Source organism: Chitinophaga sp. CCNWYY40 (assembly GCF_037483205.1).
GTDB lineage: Bacteria > Bacteroidota > Bacteroidia > Chitinophagales > Chitinophagaceae > Chitinophaga > Chitinophaga ginsengisegetis.
On the sequence record NZ_JBBHLF010000003.1, the window covers coordinates 675,184 to 691,466 of the forward strand.

A 16,283-nucleotide genomic window follows, 5' to 3' on the forward strand; every position below is an offset into this window, starting at 1 on the left:
AAGGTGCACGACGAAAAAACAGGATCACTTTACATTTGTTAAGAAATTACCGGTGAAGTTTATTCCTGATCCTGCTCAGGGATACAGGGGTAATACCCAGATAAGAAGCGATGTATTGCAGGGGAACTCTTTGCAGGATGTGCGGTTGATCACGGATCAGCGCCTCGTAGCGCTCCTGCGGCGTATCGCGGATCTGGGATATGAACATGCTGGCGTAACGCAGCAAACGTTGAAACATAATTTCTTCCATCTTTGGCCTTAACCCCGGCGTGCTGTCAATTACCAGCTCCAGGTTTTCTTTGGAAATCTTATAGAGCCTGGCGGCAGTAATGGTTTCTATAGTACACATACTCGGCTGACCGGTACGAAAACTCTCAATGGAAGACACCCCTTCTCCTTCAAAGAAAAACTGGAAGGTGGTATCTTTCCCTTTATTGTTAAACCACACACGCACGGCGCCTTCTATGATGAAATAGGCATACCGGGATACTTTGCCTTCCTCCAGCAAAACGGATCTGGCGGGTACGCTGATTTCTTCATAGAGATGCCGGTACTGGGACCAATCAATGTATTCTGATCCTCTCATAAATGTTGCAGCTGAAAATATCCGAGATGAATAGGATCGGCGATCACGTCGGTTGCTGGTGTAATTTCCAATGTGTACTTTTCTTTCAGATGCGCCGGTAAAATATCCTTTACGTTATGCACATCATCTACGTCTACGCCATACTTATCATCAACGTGCGAGGTAGCCTCTCCGAAAGAGGTATGCTTGTAAAAGGCCGTTTGTTTGGATGCCCGGATCAACGCGCCGATATCTTTTTGTACGCTGAGAATTTTATAATGAAACTCTTCCATCTCATCGGGCTTATAACCGCCCAGGTTCAGGAAAAACAATTGCATTTCCTGGTGCAGGGTTTCTTTTTTCTCCACTACCCTGATTCTATAATTATCCACAAAGTTTACTTCCCTGTATCCATCGATGTGCAGTTTGTCTTTGGCCTCCGGCCAGAAGGCCCTCATATCAGGGATAAGATCACGCAGGTGATGCCCGATGCCAAAAAACACATCGTGTTGTTCTGTATGACGCCCTTCCAGTGAACATCCCAACACCAGCATAAACAATTTTAACTCCGCCATTTTTTACTGTTTGCAGTAAGAAAGATACAGCATTTTTAGTTCTTGCATATGCCTTGATAAATTATACGATAGTAAGATGGAAATGCTGACCTGCCTTCAATTGCAGTGATGTGGCCAGTTGAATAGTAACGTAACCATTTTCTTCTTTAAAAGTGGCCGGTGTTTTCTTATCTCCCAACAATACCTGTTTCACACCGGTACGTTGAAAACACAGCGTATTTATTTGCAGCCGGCCATACTTTAGCCGCAGCGTATGACTACCTCCCTGTTGTGTATAAGTGCCCCACCCTTCGGCAGTAACAAAAGGCGCTTTAAAATTTTCCCGGTTGATGGCCGGTGCAAAAGCGATAAAACCTTTAGGACCATGATAACGGAATCCGCTGGCGGTAACAAAAGTGCCATAGCTGGCCATGGCGCGCGCGTAGTGGTCGCTGCATTCTATTTCATTAAACGGGTTGCGCTTCACGGCGTGGTAACGGTCGTGTATAGCGCGGGTAAGCGTAAGCGCTTCATCGGTCATACCTTCCGCCATCATATGCGCTGCCACCTGGTGTTCAAAGCCACTCATGCATTCATTAAAGTACCCGAGTTGCCACGCATCTTTCACACCAAAAGGAAACTCCTCATTGCGGGGATTGGTGTTCAGGATCATGCCTCCTTCACCTGCGAGGGCATAGGGCCGGCCTCCGGGATGAGCGGCAATGTAAGGCCCTACGTCTGCCTTAAAATTATACTTATACAATGCTTTTAAAGCCGACAGTGTTTTTTCGCGGTCAATTACCCGATCCATACCCACCTGGAAAGCCCAGCTCTGACCATATACCTGGTCGATATGACAAGTATTGTAAGAACCGATCACCGATCTTCCTTTCACCTTATCCGGCTGATGAATAAAATATTCGCCATTGAACAACTGCGTTTCCATGTTCCGTTTTCCTTTCTCCGTATAGTCGTTACAGATACTAGCGAATGCAGTATCATTTACTTCAGCAGCCATGAGTGCAGCCGCTTTAACGGCAGCGATGCACAATCCCACAATCCAGGCGATTTCCCCATCCCAAACAGCATCCAGCGTATTTTCCATCGGCGTATCTTCCATGCCGTCGTTGTTGCGGTCCTGGCGGATCAGGAAGAGCGTGGCCTTCTTTATATTGGGCCAGTTTTGTTGCAGGAAAGCATGATCGCTGCTCATCTGGTGTTCACGGTAAATGCGTAATATGGTGCCTGCCTGTCCGTCGATAGCGGGGCGTTTCTCCGCTTCGCCGCGGAACAGGATGCCACCGTCGGGCATCTGGCCAATGCCGAGGTCCACCCGTTGCCGGGTATCGCGCTCCAGCGACGGGAATATGCGGCCTACGGCCTGTGCATACTGCCATACGTGGGTGCAGGTACCTTCACAGGCGCCCACGCCTTCCCATGCATAAAAGCGGCCCGACCTGAAGCGGTGCGCCGTGGTAGTAGCGAGTGTGGATATGTTGAGAAAAGTGCGCTCCATAAACCACCACGGCAACGATGCGTCGTACCAGGTATTCTTCCACAGGCGGCTTTCTCCGGCCAGGCGGGCATAATTTTCCAGTACATATTTCATTACTGCCGCAGCATCTGCAAACTTATTGGCGTAGTAGCGTCCTTCTCCCTGGATGTCTTTGAAATGCAGGTTGGCCGCGTACCAGCTGATGGCAAAATCAGTACGTATAGCCCTTCCCGGTAGTATGGCATGCCTGGTGGCAACGGTACCGGTTAACTTCTCCCCTGTTCCTTTTACTGCCTGCTTTGCAGACATCAGGGAAAAATGTGCGTCCGTTAATTCACCGGTGGGCATGGCCGGGCTTACCATTACTTTATTGCCCGCTGCCGCGATACAAAAATTTCCGTAGTCGTACTGTTGCTGAAAATCTTTATCGTTGCCGCTTTTGGTACGTACCGTTTCATAAATGCCCTGCCAGTTCTTTCCTTTCACAGAAGTATTCACACGTTCGTGAGCATCGCCGGCAGAATAAATAGCCGTTTTGTTTTCCAGCCATCCGAGAATGGTGGCGGTAACAGGCACCCTGTCCTTGTTTTCTATTTTGTAAGATAGAATGGTAACGGGTAACCCGGAATCATCTTCATTCAAAGGAATAAAAGGAGAAAATGCTTCCAGCGTAACCGCTACCGGCAGCGCGGGATCGGTATAACGGATAGTGGCTATCGGATAGGTTGCTTCAAAACTGATTTCAGGCCAGCTTTCCTCATCAAATTTCCGGATAATGGTTTGCCCGCCCCAGCTAAGCTGCAACGCAAATCCCTGGTCCAGTGGCCGGATATTTTTTGATGGCTCAATATAACACGCCCCATCGCGGGAGCGCACTTTTTTGCCGCCATCCAGCACATTGGCACTATAGTTAACTACTTTGGGTTCTATTCCTTCCTGGTTTTTATTAAAAATATCCCAGAGCCACAGGCGGCCATCACCACCGAGATACACGGTACCGCACATGATCCCTCCTACCGGCATACCGATATATTGCAGCTCATTCCTGCTTTTGAGATAAGTGGTAGTATTGCCCCGTTCGTAGAGGGAAGCGATCCAGGCCGCATCCGGCTGCCGTGTAAACAATAGCCGGCCACTTTCTGCCATAGCGCTGCCTAACACCGGCAGGCGCACGGTTAGTGCGCCGGCCATTGTTAAACTAATATTTCTTAAAAATTTTCTACGTTCAATACCCATAAAGAAGTGTTTTATTTCCAGGCAGTACGGGTATAACGCGGGGGTATAACGCCTTACAGGCATTATTCTCATTGTTCAATGTCATATTCTCCTGCCGGATGTTAATCATAACCAGTGGTAAAGCAATATATACAACCTTCCGTAAGGATTACACCGTATGTTAAGGGAGCGTCAGTAAATGTGAATAAATCATCAGCGGGAATTTTGTCTTACTCTGGATTAAACTGCGTAAAACAACCTTCACGTGCTACCAAACAAAAGTAGCTACTTCTCCGCTGCGTAAGGAAGCTGCTGCTGCTTTGTTTTTTACTTTAATCTGGAAATCCTGGGCAGCCGCATCTGTGTTTACTACAATCAGAACGGTTTTACCTCCTGGCGTTAAAAAGGCCACGTTATCAAGCGGCCCTGCAATATTGGAAGCAATCCTTACAGAACCAGCCGGCACAAACTTAGCAGCATGGCCTATTACATAGTAGGAGGAGTTGCGGGAAATGGACTGGCCATCAATGGTAATACCACCCAGGCACTGGGAGCATCCGCCCTGATCGGTATGAGGATTCCAATGTGCATCGGCTGCGAGGTTCCATTGCAATACGTTGCGGCTCCAGTTGCGGGTAGCGCCTACAATCAGTTTGCTGACATTGTTTTTCAGCTCATGAGAGAAACTGCCTTTACCATCAGACCACTGCTCTGTAAAGTAGAGGTGTTTTGCCGGGAACTCGTCGTGTACTTTACTCAGCGCATCAATAGTGCCTCCATACAGGTGAAATGCAGAACCATCTATGTAAGGATAAGCGGCTTTGTCTCTTAAAATAGTGAGCGGGTATTCCGGCTTATCGCAGTTGTGATCATACAGGATGATCTTTGTTTTCACACCGGCTTTTTTAAAAGCAGGGCCCAGGTGATCTTTGATAAAAATGGCCTGGTCTTCCGCCAGCATCAGCATGCTGGGATTATTTTTAGGATGCAGCGGTTCATTCTGGATGGTGATGGCATCGATAGTAATACCAGCGGCTTTCATCGTCTTTACATACTTTACAAAATACTGTGCATAAGCACCGTAGTATTCCGGTTTCAGGCTACCACCAATAAACGAGTTATTTGTTTTCATCCAGGCAGGTGGTGTCCAGGGGGATCCTAATATTTTAATAGCCGGGTTTAGTGCTACAATTTTTTTCAGTACGGGGATCAGGTCTTTTTTTTCTTCGTTGATATTGAAATGCTTCAGCTCCGGATCTGTTTGTCCGTCGGGCATATCATCATAGGTAAATACAGATGCGCTCAAATCGGAAGCGCCGATGCTGAGGCGCAGGTAGCTAATGCCGATGCCATTACCTTTTGTGAGGAACAATTCTTTCAGCAAGGCATCCTGTTGTGTGGCGGGCAGCTGGTTGATCAGCGTAGCGCTGCCACCGGTGAGGGTAAAGCCAAAGCCATCTATCGGCTGAAACTTTGTTGCGGCATCCACTTCAATGGTAGCCATATTTTTATCCTGTGTGGTAAACGGCAGTGTAGTTGCCTGCTGTTGCAGGGCAATGGATTTGTCGGGAGATGTTAACCAGTAACGGATCTCTTTATTTTTTTTCTGCTGACTTATTGCGGGCTGGACACTTCCTGTCAGCAAGGCGAGGCAACATAGCAGTTGTCCGGTTCTCTTCATCATAGCAAAGGATTATTAATCGGTAAAAGTATTCAGGAATTCCCGTATTTTCTTCTTTTTTGAAGAAATACAGGAACTCCTGAATGAAGGGATCGTTACTCCCACTCTTTGCTCTGCTTCAGACTTGTGTTTTGCAGTTCCAGCGCAGGAATCGGCAATATTTCATTCTTAGGTTTAAAGCTTCTTTTATCGATAGCGTTCAGTACAGCGGATGCCTGCCCGGTTCTTACCAGGTCGAGGAAACGGTGTCCTTCTCCGGCCAGTTCAAGACGTCTTTCTTTAAAGATATTGTCGAAAGTGGCATCTATGGGTGTTAGTCCAACGCGGGCGCGTACGGCATTGAGCAACTGATAAGCGCGACTGCCGCTTCCACTGCCTTCTCCTGCTTTCACGCGGGCTTCTGCTTCCATCAGGTAAGTATCTGCCAGGCGTATTTCATACAGGTTTTGCGGAAAGTTCAGTTCCATGTTGCCACCACCTTGGGAGATGTTGGCAGTACGGCCCACAAATTTATTCAGGAAGAAGCCCGTGTTATCAAAACTTTCCGAGTAGGTTGCTTTACCTGCGGTCACGAGGCTTTTCATATCCAGGATGGTGGCGTTATAGCGCGGATCGCCACGCATAACGCTTTCCAGTTCTTTGGATACAAGCAGGAAACCCCACCCGGCCACATACTGGGAAGCCTCACTGGTAGCGGGTGTTGCCACCAGGCTGCGGGGACCGCAAAGGATATTCAGGATATTTCCATCGGTATTGGCTACACCCGAAGTCCAGTTACCACCGGAAGTAGAAGTATAGGATATCTCAAAGATAGATTCGCTGGGGAATTTGTAGGCATCTTCTGATCTCCATAAATCGGCAAAATTCGGCACCAGTGTATAGTTGTATTTAGCACTCGGCTGACCGGGAGTTTCGCCATTCACTTCTTTAAGTTCTGCAGCGGCTTCGGTCCATTTTTTTTCATACAGGTATACTTTCCCCAGCAAAGCATGTGCAACGCCTTTACCTACGCGGCCTCCTTCGGTAAGGCGTGGCGGCACGTCCGGCAGACTGGCTTCAGCGATGGCATCTTTCAGGTCTTGCTCAATCTGTTTGTATACTTCTTCCGGTGTGGCCTGGGTTACCTTTTTTACATCGTCAATAGGAAGTGGCGCTGTCATCAGCGGTACATTCCTGAATAAGCGCACCAGGTCGAAATAAAAATACGCACGCAGTAATTTTGCTTCTGCAGCATATCTCTTTTTCAGATTTTCATCCATTGGTACTCCCGGCAGCTTGGATAACAGGATATTGGCGCGGCTGATGCCTGAAAAGCCTCTTTTCCAGAGTTCATCCTGCGGACCGGTAAGCGGCGTAAGCAGGTCTAACCGGGTCATTACCTGGAACACATTGATATCACTGGGACTGGCGCCACCGGTCCAGTGGTCGTCTGATGCAGCATCCATAGCGCCTATCTTCGTGGTATAGTTGCCGGCCTGGTAGCCCACCATGTCATATACCGCTACCAACCCGTTAAATGCTTCCTGTTGATTGGAGTAGTAAGTACTTTCCAGGAAACTTCCTTTGGGAGGAACGGTAATGAATTTATCACTGCAGCTGCTCATTAACTGCATGCCTGCCGCTATGGCTACTATATATTTTAAGTTTCGTTTTTTCATTTTTGATCAGCTTTAAAATTATCAGAAAGTAACATTCAAACCACCCATAAAGGAACGTGCCTGCGGATATACGCCACGGTCGATGCTCAACGCGTTGGTACCGCCTATTTCAGGATCGTACCCGGTATATTTGGTAATGGTGAGCAGGTTTTCGCTCATCACGTATACACGTATTTTCTGCAACCCGGTTCTCTTCACCAGCGTTGACGGCAGTGAATAACCTATCTGTAATGTTTTAATCCTGAAGTAGCTGCCATCTTCCAGGTAAAAAGAAGAAGGTCTGCTGTAGTTTTTATTTGGATCAGCAGCGGTAAGCCGTGGATAAGTAGTAGAAGGATTTTCCGGTGTCCAGCGTTCCAGGGCTTTGGTTTGCCAGTTTGCTTTTGGAATATCCAGGCGGCGTAATCCCTGGAAAATTTTGTTGCCGTTAACGCCCTGGCCAAATGCGATGATATCAAATCCCTTGTATGCGGCGCTGATGGTTAAACCATAAGTCCAGCTCGGAGTGGGGTTACCGATGAAAGTCCGGTCTTTATCTGAAATGCTGCCATCACCATCGAGGTCTGCAAACTGGAAATCGCCTGGTTTTGCAGATGGCTGGATCTTGCCGCCTGTTTTGTTGGTGTAGGCATCTATCTGTTGCTGGTTCTGGAAAATGCCCATTAATTCATAACCATAAAAAGAGTTGAAAGCATGGCCTATTTCTGTTCTTACAATTTCGGGCATGTTCTGGAACCTTTCTTCCTTATCGTTCAGGCGGGTTACGCCATCACCGAGATAGGTTACTTTGTTTCTCATGTAGGAAGCATTCCCATTGGCAGAAAATTCCACTTCACCGATCTTCCCGTGATAGCCCAGTTCCAGCTCCACGCCACTGTTTTCCATGCTGCCCACGTTGGCCGCGGAGTTGTCGATAGCGCCTACAAATAAGGGCAGGCGGGGCTTCATCAGGATATCTTTTGTTTTTTTGTTGTACCAGTCGAAGCTCAGTGTAATATTGCGTAACAGCGTAGCTTCAAAACCGATATTGGTTTGACTGGTAGATTCCCATTTCAGATTTGGATTGGCCGGTGCATTGGGGCTGTAACCAACGGTATAACCGAGCGGACCAAAATTATAATTCCTGCCGCTGCCGATAGTAGAAGCAAATGCCTGGTCGTCTATTTCATCGCTACCTACCGTACCGTAACCGCCGCGGAATTTGAGGAAGTCCACCACTTTATTTTCCGGCCAGAAACTTTCTTTGGAGGCCACCCATCCCAATGAATAAGAAGGGAAGATACCATACTGGTGGTTGGGGCCGAAGCGGGAGGAACCGTCGCGGCGCAGGATACCTTCTACCAGGTATTTTTCTGCATAGTTGTAGTTGATACGTCCGAAGAGGGAAGATACGCGGTGATCAATATTTTCCTTACCATCGGAGATACGGTTGGCCGCTGACGATTTAAAGTTAAGCGATGCCTCTTCAAAATTTGTGGCCGGGATGTCGTAGAACATTACATTGAGTTCCTTTAAGCGATTATCCATATAAGCGCCCTGCCCTGCGAGCAACGTGATGTTGTGCTTATTGAAACTGCGGGTATAGGAAACGATATTTTCAATGTTCCATGCATAGCTCTGATGCTGGCCGCGGTTAAAAGAGGTACGGGTATTTTTGGAAGAACTGTTCAGGTAATAAATAGGCGTAAATGTTTCATCTCCCCAGAAAGAAATTTTTGCGCCTACAGTAGAGCGGAATTTTAATCCTTTAACCGGCTCCATTTCCAGGAAGGTATTACCTACCACGTTGTGCGACCAGTTGTAATTTCCAAGACGGGTACTGATATAAGCCAGTGGATTGGTAATTTCCTGCGCCACCTGGTCGGAGATGCCATAAAACTGTCCGGCTGCATTTTTCCGGGCGCCTGTTTGCGTATATGCGCCTCCGGCAGATTCTGCCGGATCGGTGATCACGGCTTTGGTAATCGGATCCAGGTTGATGGCGGAACTCAGCGGTCCACCAAATTCATTATTGGTATTACCTATGCCGGTTGATTTCTCATAAGAATAACCAACGTTTTCGCCCCAGGTAAGCCAGGGAGTAATTTTATGCGTGGAATTCAGACGGAAGTTAACCCGTTCGTATTTGGAGATATCGGAAGCCACGATACCTTCCTGCTTCAGGTAACCAAAGGAGGAATAGAACGTAGATTTTTCGCTGCCGCCGCTGATGCTCAGTTCATGATTCTGGCGGATAGCGCTGTTGTTAAATATTTCAGCCTGCCAGTCGGTACCCTTGCCATAAGAAGAAGGATTGGCAAAAGGGGCGGTACCACCATCATTTGTAACCGCTTCATTTCTTAAAGTGGCGTATTGCGTGGCATCCAGCAGTTTCAGTTTATGTGCCGGTGCGGAAGTGCCTAAGTAACCATTATAGCTCACGGATATTTTACCGCTCTTGCCTTTTTTGGTAGTTACGAGGATAACCCCCGCAGCGGCGCGTGCACCGTAAATAGCCTGGGAGGCCGCATCTTTCAGCACTTCCACGGATTCAATATCGTATTGGTTCAGGTAGCCAATGCCACCATTGTCTACCACTACGCCATCTATTACCCACAGTGGGTTGTTGTTATTGAAAGAAGTGATGCCTCTCACGCGGACAGACGACGCCGAACCCGGCTGACCGGAACTGGCTGCCACTGTTAAGCCGGATGTGCGGCCCTGGAGCACCTGCTCCACGCGGGTTACGGGCTGGGATTCAATATCAGCAGCACGCACGCTGGAAATAGCGCCGGTCACCACACTTTTCTTCTGAATACCATAACCCACTACTACCGTTTCTGTGAGCGCAGTATTGGAGGGTTTCAGGCGAATACTCAAAGGACTGTTGGATACCGCTACTATTTTACTGTCATATCCGATAAAAGATACCAGCAATAGGCTTTTATTGTTGGGTACTCTGATACTGAATTTACCTTCAGCATCTGCCGCAGTTCCGGTACCGGCATTCTGTACACGGATAGTAGCTCCCGGAATGGGTTCGCCTGTTTCAGATAACACACTACCGGTAACGGTTATACTGGAATCGGCGCTTTTTCCCGGAAGTATATTTACCAGGGTGATGCGCTTTCCTTCCATGACATAGGCCAGGGGTTGATTTTTCAGGCAGATGTCCAGGGCTTCCTTTACCGATACATTGCTGACATTTACGCTAACGCGCGCAAATGAAGACAATAAGGCTTCGTCATACACCACAGATATACCCGCTTGTCGGGCCACTTCTTTCAGCACTTTTTTCAGGGGTGCATTTTTTTCCGAGAGTGTGATCTGCTGCGACAATCCTTTTGCGCTGATATGCAGGCAAGCTGTAAGAAGCAAAAAGGCGGTCATTTTCATAACGCAGAACATTTTGGTTGATAGTAATTTCCGGGTACAGGAAATTATACCACTAAAGTTTAATTGCATACTTTTGTAGTGTTTGGGAATTCTTGTAATGAAGTTCTTTGATTAAGGGACTGAAACTCAAGGGAATGCCCAGGCCATACCGGGAGTGTTGCGAGCACTTCCGGTTTTTTTCGGACATACCTTCCCCGGTTAACTTGTTTCGGTTGTTGTCATCTGTTTGAAATTTATCAGTTTTTACGTGGATTGCCGCAACGTGGAAGCTGCAATAATTAGCAAATATTAAAAGTGTTGTCTTGTTATTTTATTACGGTTAATTTTCTTCCTTCCAGGTTAAATTTCGCACCACTCGCTTCCAGCAGTTTCAACATTTCCGATAGCGGCAGGTTCCTGTTGATCCTCCCACCGAATAGCCTGTTGTCTGCATTTCTTGTATCTGTCTCAATATCATACCAGCGGGCTAACTGTCTCATAATTACATTTATATTAGCATTGTCAAATTCAAAGAATCCGGTCTTCCAGGCGGTTACACCCGCTACATCTGCAGCGTATACCGACATCATGCCGGTGCTGTTACTGATAGCTGCCTGATCGCCGGGACGCAGGTACTTTTCTGCCTTACCAAGCTTCACTTTTACTGCACCACTGAGCAAAGTGGTTTTCACGGCGTCTTCATCGGCATAGGCCATAATATCGAACGCAGTGCCCAGCACCTGTACTTCTATGGCATTTACTTTTACAATAAATGGATGCTTCGCATCCTGCTTTACTTCAAAATAGCCCTGCCCTTCCATTTCCACGGTGCGGCTATTACCGGTAAAAGCAGTTGGATAACGCAGGCTGGAGGCTGAATTGAGCCATGCCTGTGTGCCATCCGGCAATTCCACGGTGAACTGCCCGCCGCGTGGTACTTTCAGTGTGTTATATCCAACCGATGCATGACCGCCGGACACAGCGTACTCGAGTTTTCCGTTTTGTTGCTTCACTACCGTTGCACCCTGCCGGATCTCCTGTTTGCCTGCACTGTCGAGCGTAACCACCGAGCCATCGGCCAGTGTAAGTATGGCTTTGTTGGTACCCGGCATTACGTCTGTGATGAGCGGAGCAGCCGGTAAAGGTACTGCAGGCTTACGCAGGGTATAAAACAAAGTAATGCCGGATGTTACCAACAAGGCTACTGTAGCTGCTATCGTCCAGTTACGGCGGAAGGATACCCGCATCGGTACAGCTTCTTCCTTACTGGTACTGATAGATTGCAACAACCGGGTTTCTATCCGGTTGCTCAGTTCTTCCGGAACTGCCGGCCGCTCCTGCATGATACGCTCAAAATCCTGTTGCATCACTGACAACAAAGGCTTATGCGCATCAGAGGTCAGCAGCCAGCTATATAAGGTGGCTATTTCCTCCGGGCTGCATTGCCCATCGAGGTATTTTTGCAATAGTGCTTCCTGGTAGTCTTCCGGTAAATTCATTATTATGCCAGAACCTTTTGAATACAGGCCCTGCATATAATATCCGGAAATGAAGAAAGAGGGTACCCCTCCGGGAAAATATTTTTTAAATAATAGTGGTAAGAAGATAGGTAGCCACCAGGATATCGCCATGACGGAAGATATAATCCTGTATAAACCGCATACTGAGAACCATATGCTTCTTTACGGTATCGCGGGAAATACCTAATATGGCGGCGGCTTCATCATATGTTTTGCCTTCCTGCCGGCACAGGCGGAATACGCTTTGCCGCTGGCTGGTCATCCGGCTTAATGCTTCCTGGAAAAGGCGGTCGTACTCCCGCGATCTTACCGTCAGATCAGTTAACCCGGTATCGTGGTGGGAGAGCTGCAAAAACAATTGCTCGCGCATTTGCTCATCGGTAGCCAGTTTGGCGATGGTTTTAAAAACGTGGTTACGGGCAATCCTGTAAAGATAACCGCTGAAAGAAAGCTTTGGGTTAATCCGTTCCCTGATTTCCCATATCTTCAGGAATACATCATGAACAAGGTCCTCCGCCAGGGAAGGCACTTTGCAAAAGCGTAACAGGTAGATATAGAGAGAAGAATGGTAGTGCCGGTAGATACTGGAAAAAGCCAATTCGTCGCCCCCTATCATCCTCAACAACACTTCTTCTTCAGATGGCATTCGCTCCATATGAGTTTAACAGGTTTTAATGATGCACACCGTTCCGGTGTAAATTATAAAAAACCACGGGAAATACAAATAACACGAATTTCATAACACTGGTGTATAGTTTACGCTTCCTGTATAAATGCCAGCGCCCTTTTTTCCGACCAGTAAAAATCGTCCCCGAATTTTACAAATCCCACATGGCCGCCCTGGTGCGGGGTTTCCAGGAAAAGGTATGGACTGTCGGCCGCTATCTCATAAGGATAACACTCCTTCCCCAGGAACGGATCATCTTTCGCATTGATTACCAATACCGGTATCCGGATGTAAGGCAGCAACGGCCGGGAACTGCATTGTTCCCAATAGGTAAGGGCATCTTTAAATCCATGCATGGGCGCTGTATAGCGATCATCGAATTGCCGGAACGACCGGATATCCGCATACCGGTCGAGGCTGATGCTCCCCGGAAACTGCAACTCCTTCAACCGCAGCTTCTCTCCCAGGTCGCGGATGAACCGCTGCATATATATAATATTGTGTCTTTTCTCCAGCTCCGCAGAACCGCTTTTCAGGTCACACGGCACAGAAATAGCTACAGCTGATTTTATAGCACTATCCAACGACGCGCCCCTTTCTCCCAAATATTTTAATGTTACATTCCCTCCCAGTGAAAAGCCCACCAGGTGAATGGCCTTGTACTTTTTCAGCGATACCAGGTATTGAATCACGGTATGCAGATCTTCCGTTTCGCCACTGTGGTAAAAGCGGAGGTTTTTGTTCGGCTCACCGCTGCAGCCCCTGAAATTCATGGACACCGTATCAAAACCGGCGCTATTGAAGATATGCACCATTCCCAGCACATACTTGCGACTCGCATTGCCTTCCAGTCCATGCAGGATCACTACAATACGCTCATGCCCCTTCTCACTGAAATCCAGATCCAGGAAATCGGCATCGGGCGTAGCAATCCGCTCCCTCCTGTACACCGCCGGCCGGATGCTGCGGAATAAAGAGGGATAGATGGTGAGCATATGGCGATTCTGTAATAAAAAAGGCGCCTGGTAATCTGAGTTATGTAATACGGGCATCCCGCAAAATTACGAATTCAAACTCCTTAATCCGTATTTTCGCTACATGTCGCTACCCGTTTTTGGTATAGAGAAAATATTTAATCTTCCTTACAAAAAAGAGGATTTCAAAATAGTATATCATGCGCCGATCAATATGACGGTGATACCGGAAGCGCATAAACATGATTTTTTCATGCTGCTGGTAATTGGACAAGGGAGCGGTGTTCATACCATCGACTTTAACGATTATAAAGTAAGCCCCCGCACTGTTTTTTTCCTGGCGCCCGGCCAGGCGCACCACTGGCAGCTGTCGAAGAACACCACCGGCTACCAGGTGATGTTTTCCGCGGAGTTCATGCTACAGAAAGGGCCCCTCTGGCCTTTTTTTACGCCGGCATCCAAACCACTGCTGAAGCTGGACCAGGCGCAATATGAACAGCTATTCCAGGAACTGCAGCTGATGGAGAAAGAAACCACCGCTGCTATTACGCAACACCGGCTGCAGATTGTATTGCTGTTGCTGCAACGCTGGTATGCTGCCATCCACCCGGAGGAGGTAGCCGCCGCGGGGAATCACCTCATCAACCGTTTCCTGTTGCTGCTGGAAAAACATTATGCACAATATCATGAAGTGGCTTACTATGCTGCAAAACTGCATGTTACGGCCAGTTACATGAACCAGGTATGCAAGAAAGAAACCGGTAAAACCGCCGGCACTTACATCCGGGAACGGCTGCTGCTGGAGTCCAAACGTATGCTCACGCTCACCGACATGGATATAAAGGAAATTGCCTTTACGCTGGGCTTTAACGATACCTCCTACTTCTCCCGGTTCTTCAGAAAATATACCTCCCTTACCCCGATGGATTTCCGCCGCCAGTTATAAAATGTACCCGTGATATTATAACCAGTACCATTTTCCACCTGTATACCGGGATACCTTTGCAGGATAGCATAACATGAGTATGAAAAAAATACTGTTCTCTTCGCTGGTGCTGCTTTGCGGGATATCCGTATTCAGTCAGCAAAAAAAGGCCGATCTGCTGATCAGGTCTGTACGTATCATTGATGTAAAAACCGGTAAGATCACTGCCAACCAGGCCATTGCGGTGCGCAACGACAGTATCATTGCCGTGATGAATAACAAACAGGCCATGCAATACCAGGCCACGCAAACGGTAGACGGTCAGGGCAAATACGCCATGCCCGGTTTATGGGATATGCATATGCACTTTGGTGGCGGCGATACGCTGGCTGAAGAAAATAAGAACTTCCTGCCGCTGTATCTCGCCCACGGTATTACTACCATCCGCGATTGTGCAGCAGACATCAGCATGGACGTTTTAAAATGGCGCGATGCCATCAACAACGGGCAGTTACAAGGCCCCACCATTTTCACCTCCGGTCCAAAACTGGAAGGCTATAAATCCGTGTGGCTGGGCGACCTGGAAATAGGCACCTCCGCGGAACTGCAACAGGCACTGGATTCTCTCCAGAAACTGAAAGTAGATTTTGTAAAAATTACAGAGAATACCATTAAGCCGGATATATACCTGGAAGCACTGAAAGAAGCCAGGAAAAGAGGGATGTTTATTTCCGGGCACGTACCTTATGTACTTACCATGCAACAGGTAACAGACGCGGGCCTCAGCTCTGTAGAACATTTAACCTATGCGTGGAAAGCCGGTGTGAAAGATGATGCAGCTTTTGCACGCGCCATCGCCAACGGTGAAATAAAAGGAAAAGATATCAATAAATATATCCTCAACAACTTTGATACCGCCGCTGCGATGAGCACCTACCTCCACATGGCAGAGAAAGGTACCTTCATAACGCCAACGCTTACACTGGGAAATGTAATGGCGTATTTCGACCAGGATAACCACGCACACGATCCCTACCTGCAATACATTGGCAAAGGACTTCAGCGTACTTATGAAATGCGTGTAAAGCGCGTAATAGCAGACGACAGCGCCGCCATTGCCTGGCGTAAAATGATCTATGAAAAATCATCTTCCATCCTGCCGCTGCTGCAGAAAGCCGGTGTTACCATTATGGCCGGCACCGATGCGGGTTACCTGAACTCATTTGATTATCCGGGTATAGGTCTTCACCAGGAACTGGCCCTGATGGTAAAATTCGGACTTACGCCACTGGAAGCATTACAGGCGTCTGTGATTAACTCGCCGGCCTACCTGCATAAAACAAGTTATGGCGCCATCGCTCCCGATAAAAAAGCAGACATCCTGTTACTGGATGCCAACCCGGTAGCGGATATCCACAATACGCAGAAAATTTATGCGCTCGTAGTAAAAGGCAAGCTGCTTAACAGGGCCGCACTGGACAGGCTGTTACAGGATGTAAAAGCTAAAACTGCGCGAACAAAGTAGCCGATTTTGTCTTTTTCAGGATTAGACTGATTTTACTGATTTAGGGATTTGATCACTTTTGATTTTAAAGGATTTTGGGAGATTTAAGCGGATATATTCGCTTAAATCTCCCAAATTTTTTTTTAATCCTTTATAAAATCCTAAAGTAAA

Annotated in this window: 11 protein-coding genes; 2 read left to right on the forward strand and 9 right to left on the reverse strand. The window is 47.6% G+C overall.

Features of this window, described 5'->3' with window-relative positions:
* Positions 1-46 precede the first annotated feature (46 nt).
* From V7S65_RS13150 to V7S65_RS13190, 9 genes are all read right to left on the reverse strand, one after another.
* The gene (locus V7S65_RS13150; RefSeq protein ID WP_079470319.1) at positions 47-586 is read right to left on the reverse strand and encodes a Crp/Fnr family transcriptional regulator; all 540 of its coding nucleotides are present in this window, start codon (positions 584-586) and stop codon (positions 47-49) included.
* Positions 583-1,140 carry a DUF1543 domain-containing protein gene (locus tag V7S65_RS13155; protein WP_336386828.1) on the reverse strand — a complete coding sequence of 186 codons (558 nt, stop codon included), beginning with the start codon at positions 1,138-1,140 and terminating at the stop codon, positions 583-585. Before V7S65_RS13155 ends, V7S65_RS13150 begins: the two co-directional genes overlap by 4 nt.
* 61 nt (positions 1,141-1,201) lie before the next feature.
* Positions 1,202-3,850, reverse strand: coding sequence for a GH116 family glycosyl-hydrolase (locus V7S65_RS13160; protein WP_336386827.1), 2,649 nt, complete (start codon positions 3,848-3,850; stop codon positions 1,202-1,204).
* A 247-nt stretch (positions 3,851-4,097) separates the two neighbouring features.
* Positions 4,098-5,513: a glycoside hydrolase family 30 protein gene (locus V7S65_RS13165; RefSeq protein ID WP_336386826.1), complete on the reverse strand. Its 1,416-nt coding sequence runs from the start codon at positions 5,511-5,513 to the stop codon at positions 4,098-4,100.
* A 92-nt stretch (positions 5,514-5,605) separates the two neighbouring features.
* On the reverse strand, positions 5,606-7,168 hold the full coding sequence (locus V7S65_RS13170; protein ID WP_336386825.1) for a RagB/SusD family nutrient uptake outer membrane protein: 1,563 nt from the start codon (positions 7,166-7,168) through the stop codon (positions 5,606-5,608).
* 21 nt (positions 7,169-7,189) lie between these two features.
* Positions 7,190-10,543, reverse strand: a complete 3,354-nt coding sequence (locus V7S65_RS13175) for a SusC/RagA family TonB-linked outer membrane protein (protein WP_336386824.1) — start codon at positions 10,541-10,543, stop codon at positions 7,190-7,192.
* 305 nt (positions 10,544-10,848) lie between these two features.
* On the reverse strand, positions 10,849-12,021 hold the full coding sequence (locus V7S65_RS13180; protein ID WP_336386823.1) for a FecR domain-containing protein: 1,173 nt from the start codon (positions 12,019-12,021) through the stop codon (positions 10,849-10,851).
* An 85-nt stretch (positions 12,022-12,106) separates the two neighbouring features.
* Positions 12,107-12,697, reverse strand: coding sequence for an RNA polymerase sigma factor (locus tag V7S65_RS13185; RefSeq protein ID WP_079470326.1), 591 nt, complete (start codon positions 12,695-12,697; stop codon positions 12,107-12,109).
* 101 nt (positions 12,698-12,798) lie between these two features.
* Complete coding sequence (locus V7S65_RS13190; RefSeq protein WP_111577650.1) at positions 12,799-13,761, reverse strand: YheT family hydrolase; 963 nt, start codon at positions 13,759-13,761, stop codon at positions 12,799-12,801.
* A 46-nt stretch (positions 13,762-13,807) separates the two neighbouring features.
* On the opposite strand from V7S65_RS13190, the gene V7S65_RS13195 reads away from it, so the two are divergent.
* Both V7S65_RS13195 and V7S65_RS13200 read left to right on the forward strand, forming a co-directional pair.
* Complete coding sequence (locus V7S65_RS13195) at positions 13,808-14,629, forward strand: helix-turn-helix domain-containing protein (RefSeq protein WP_336386822.1); 822 nt, start codon at positions 13,808-13,810, stop codon at positions 14,627-14,629.
* Between the two features lie 79 nt (positions 14,630-14,708).
* The gene (locus tag V7S65_RS13200) at positions 14,709-16,133 is read left to right on the forward strand and encodes an amidohydrolase family protein (RefSeq protein WP_336386821.1); all 1,425 of its coding nucleotides are present in this window, start codon (positions 14,709-14,711) and stop codon (positions 16,131-16,133) included.
* The last annotated feature ends 150 nt before the right edge of the window (positions 16,134-16,283 follow it).

Bases quoted from the DNA above. Each gene is read 5' to 3' on its own strand.
- V7S65_RS13150 (WP_079470319.1), bottom strand. From the start codon at position 586: ATGAGAGGATCAGAATACATTGATTGGTCCCAGTACCGGCATCTCTAT.
- V7S65_RS13155 (WP_336386828.1), bottom strand. From the start codon at position 1,140: ATGGCGGAGTTAAAATTGTTTATGCTGGTGTTGGGATGTTCACTGGAA.
- V7S65_RS13160 (WP_336386827.1), bottom strand. From the start codon at position 3,850: ATGGGTATTGAACGTAGAAAATTTTTAAGAAATATTAGTTTAACAATG.
- V7S65_RS13165 (WP_336386826.1), bottom strand. From the start codon at position 5,513: ATGATGAAGAGAACCGGACAACTGCTATGTTGCCTCGCCTTGCTGACA.
- V7S65_RS13170 (WP_336386825.1), bottom strand. From the start codon at position 7,168: ATGAAAAAACGAAACTTAAAATATATAGTAGCCATAGCGGCAGGCATG.
- V7S65_RS13175 (WP_336386824.1), bottom strand. From the start codon at position 10,543: ATGAAAATGACCGCCTTTTTGCTTCTTACAGCTTGCCTGCATATCAGC.
- V7S65_RS13180 (WP_336386823.1), bottom strand. From the start codon at position 12,021: ATGAATTTACCGGAAGACTACCAGGAAGCACTATTGCAAAAATACCTC.
- V7S65_RS13185 (WP_079470326.1), bottom strand. From the start codon at position 12,697: ATGGAGCGAATGCCATCTGAAGAAGAAGTGTTGTTGAGGATGATAGGG.
- V7S65_RS13190 (WP_111577650.1), bottom strand. From the start codon at position 13,761: ATGCCCGTATTACATAACTCAGATTACCAGGCGCCTTTTTTATTACAG.
- V7S65_RS13195 (WP_336386822.1), top strand. From the start codon at position 13,808: ATGTCGCTACCCGTTTTTGGTATAGAGAAAATATTTAATCTTCCTTAC.
- V7S65_RS13200 (WP_336386821.1), top strand. From the start codon at position 14,709: ATGAAAAAAATACTGTTCTCTTCGCTGGTGCTGCTTTGCGGGATATCC.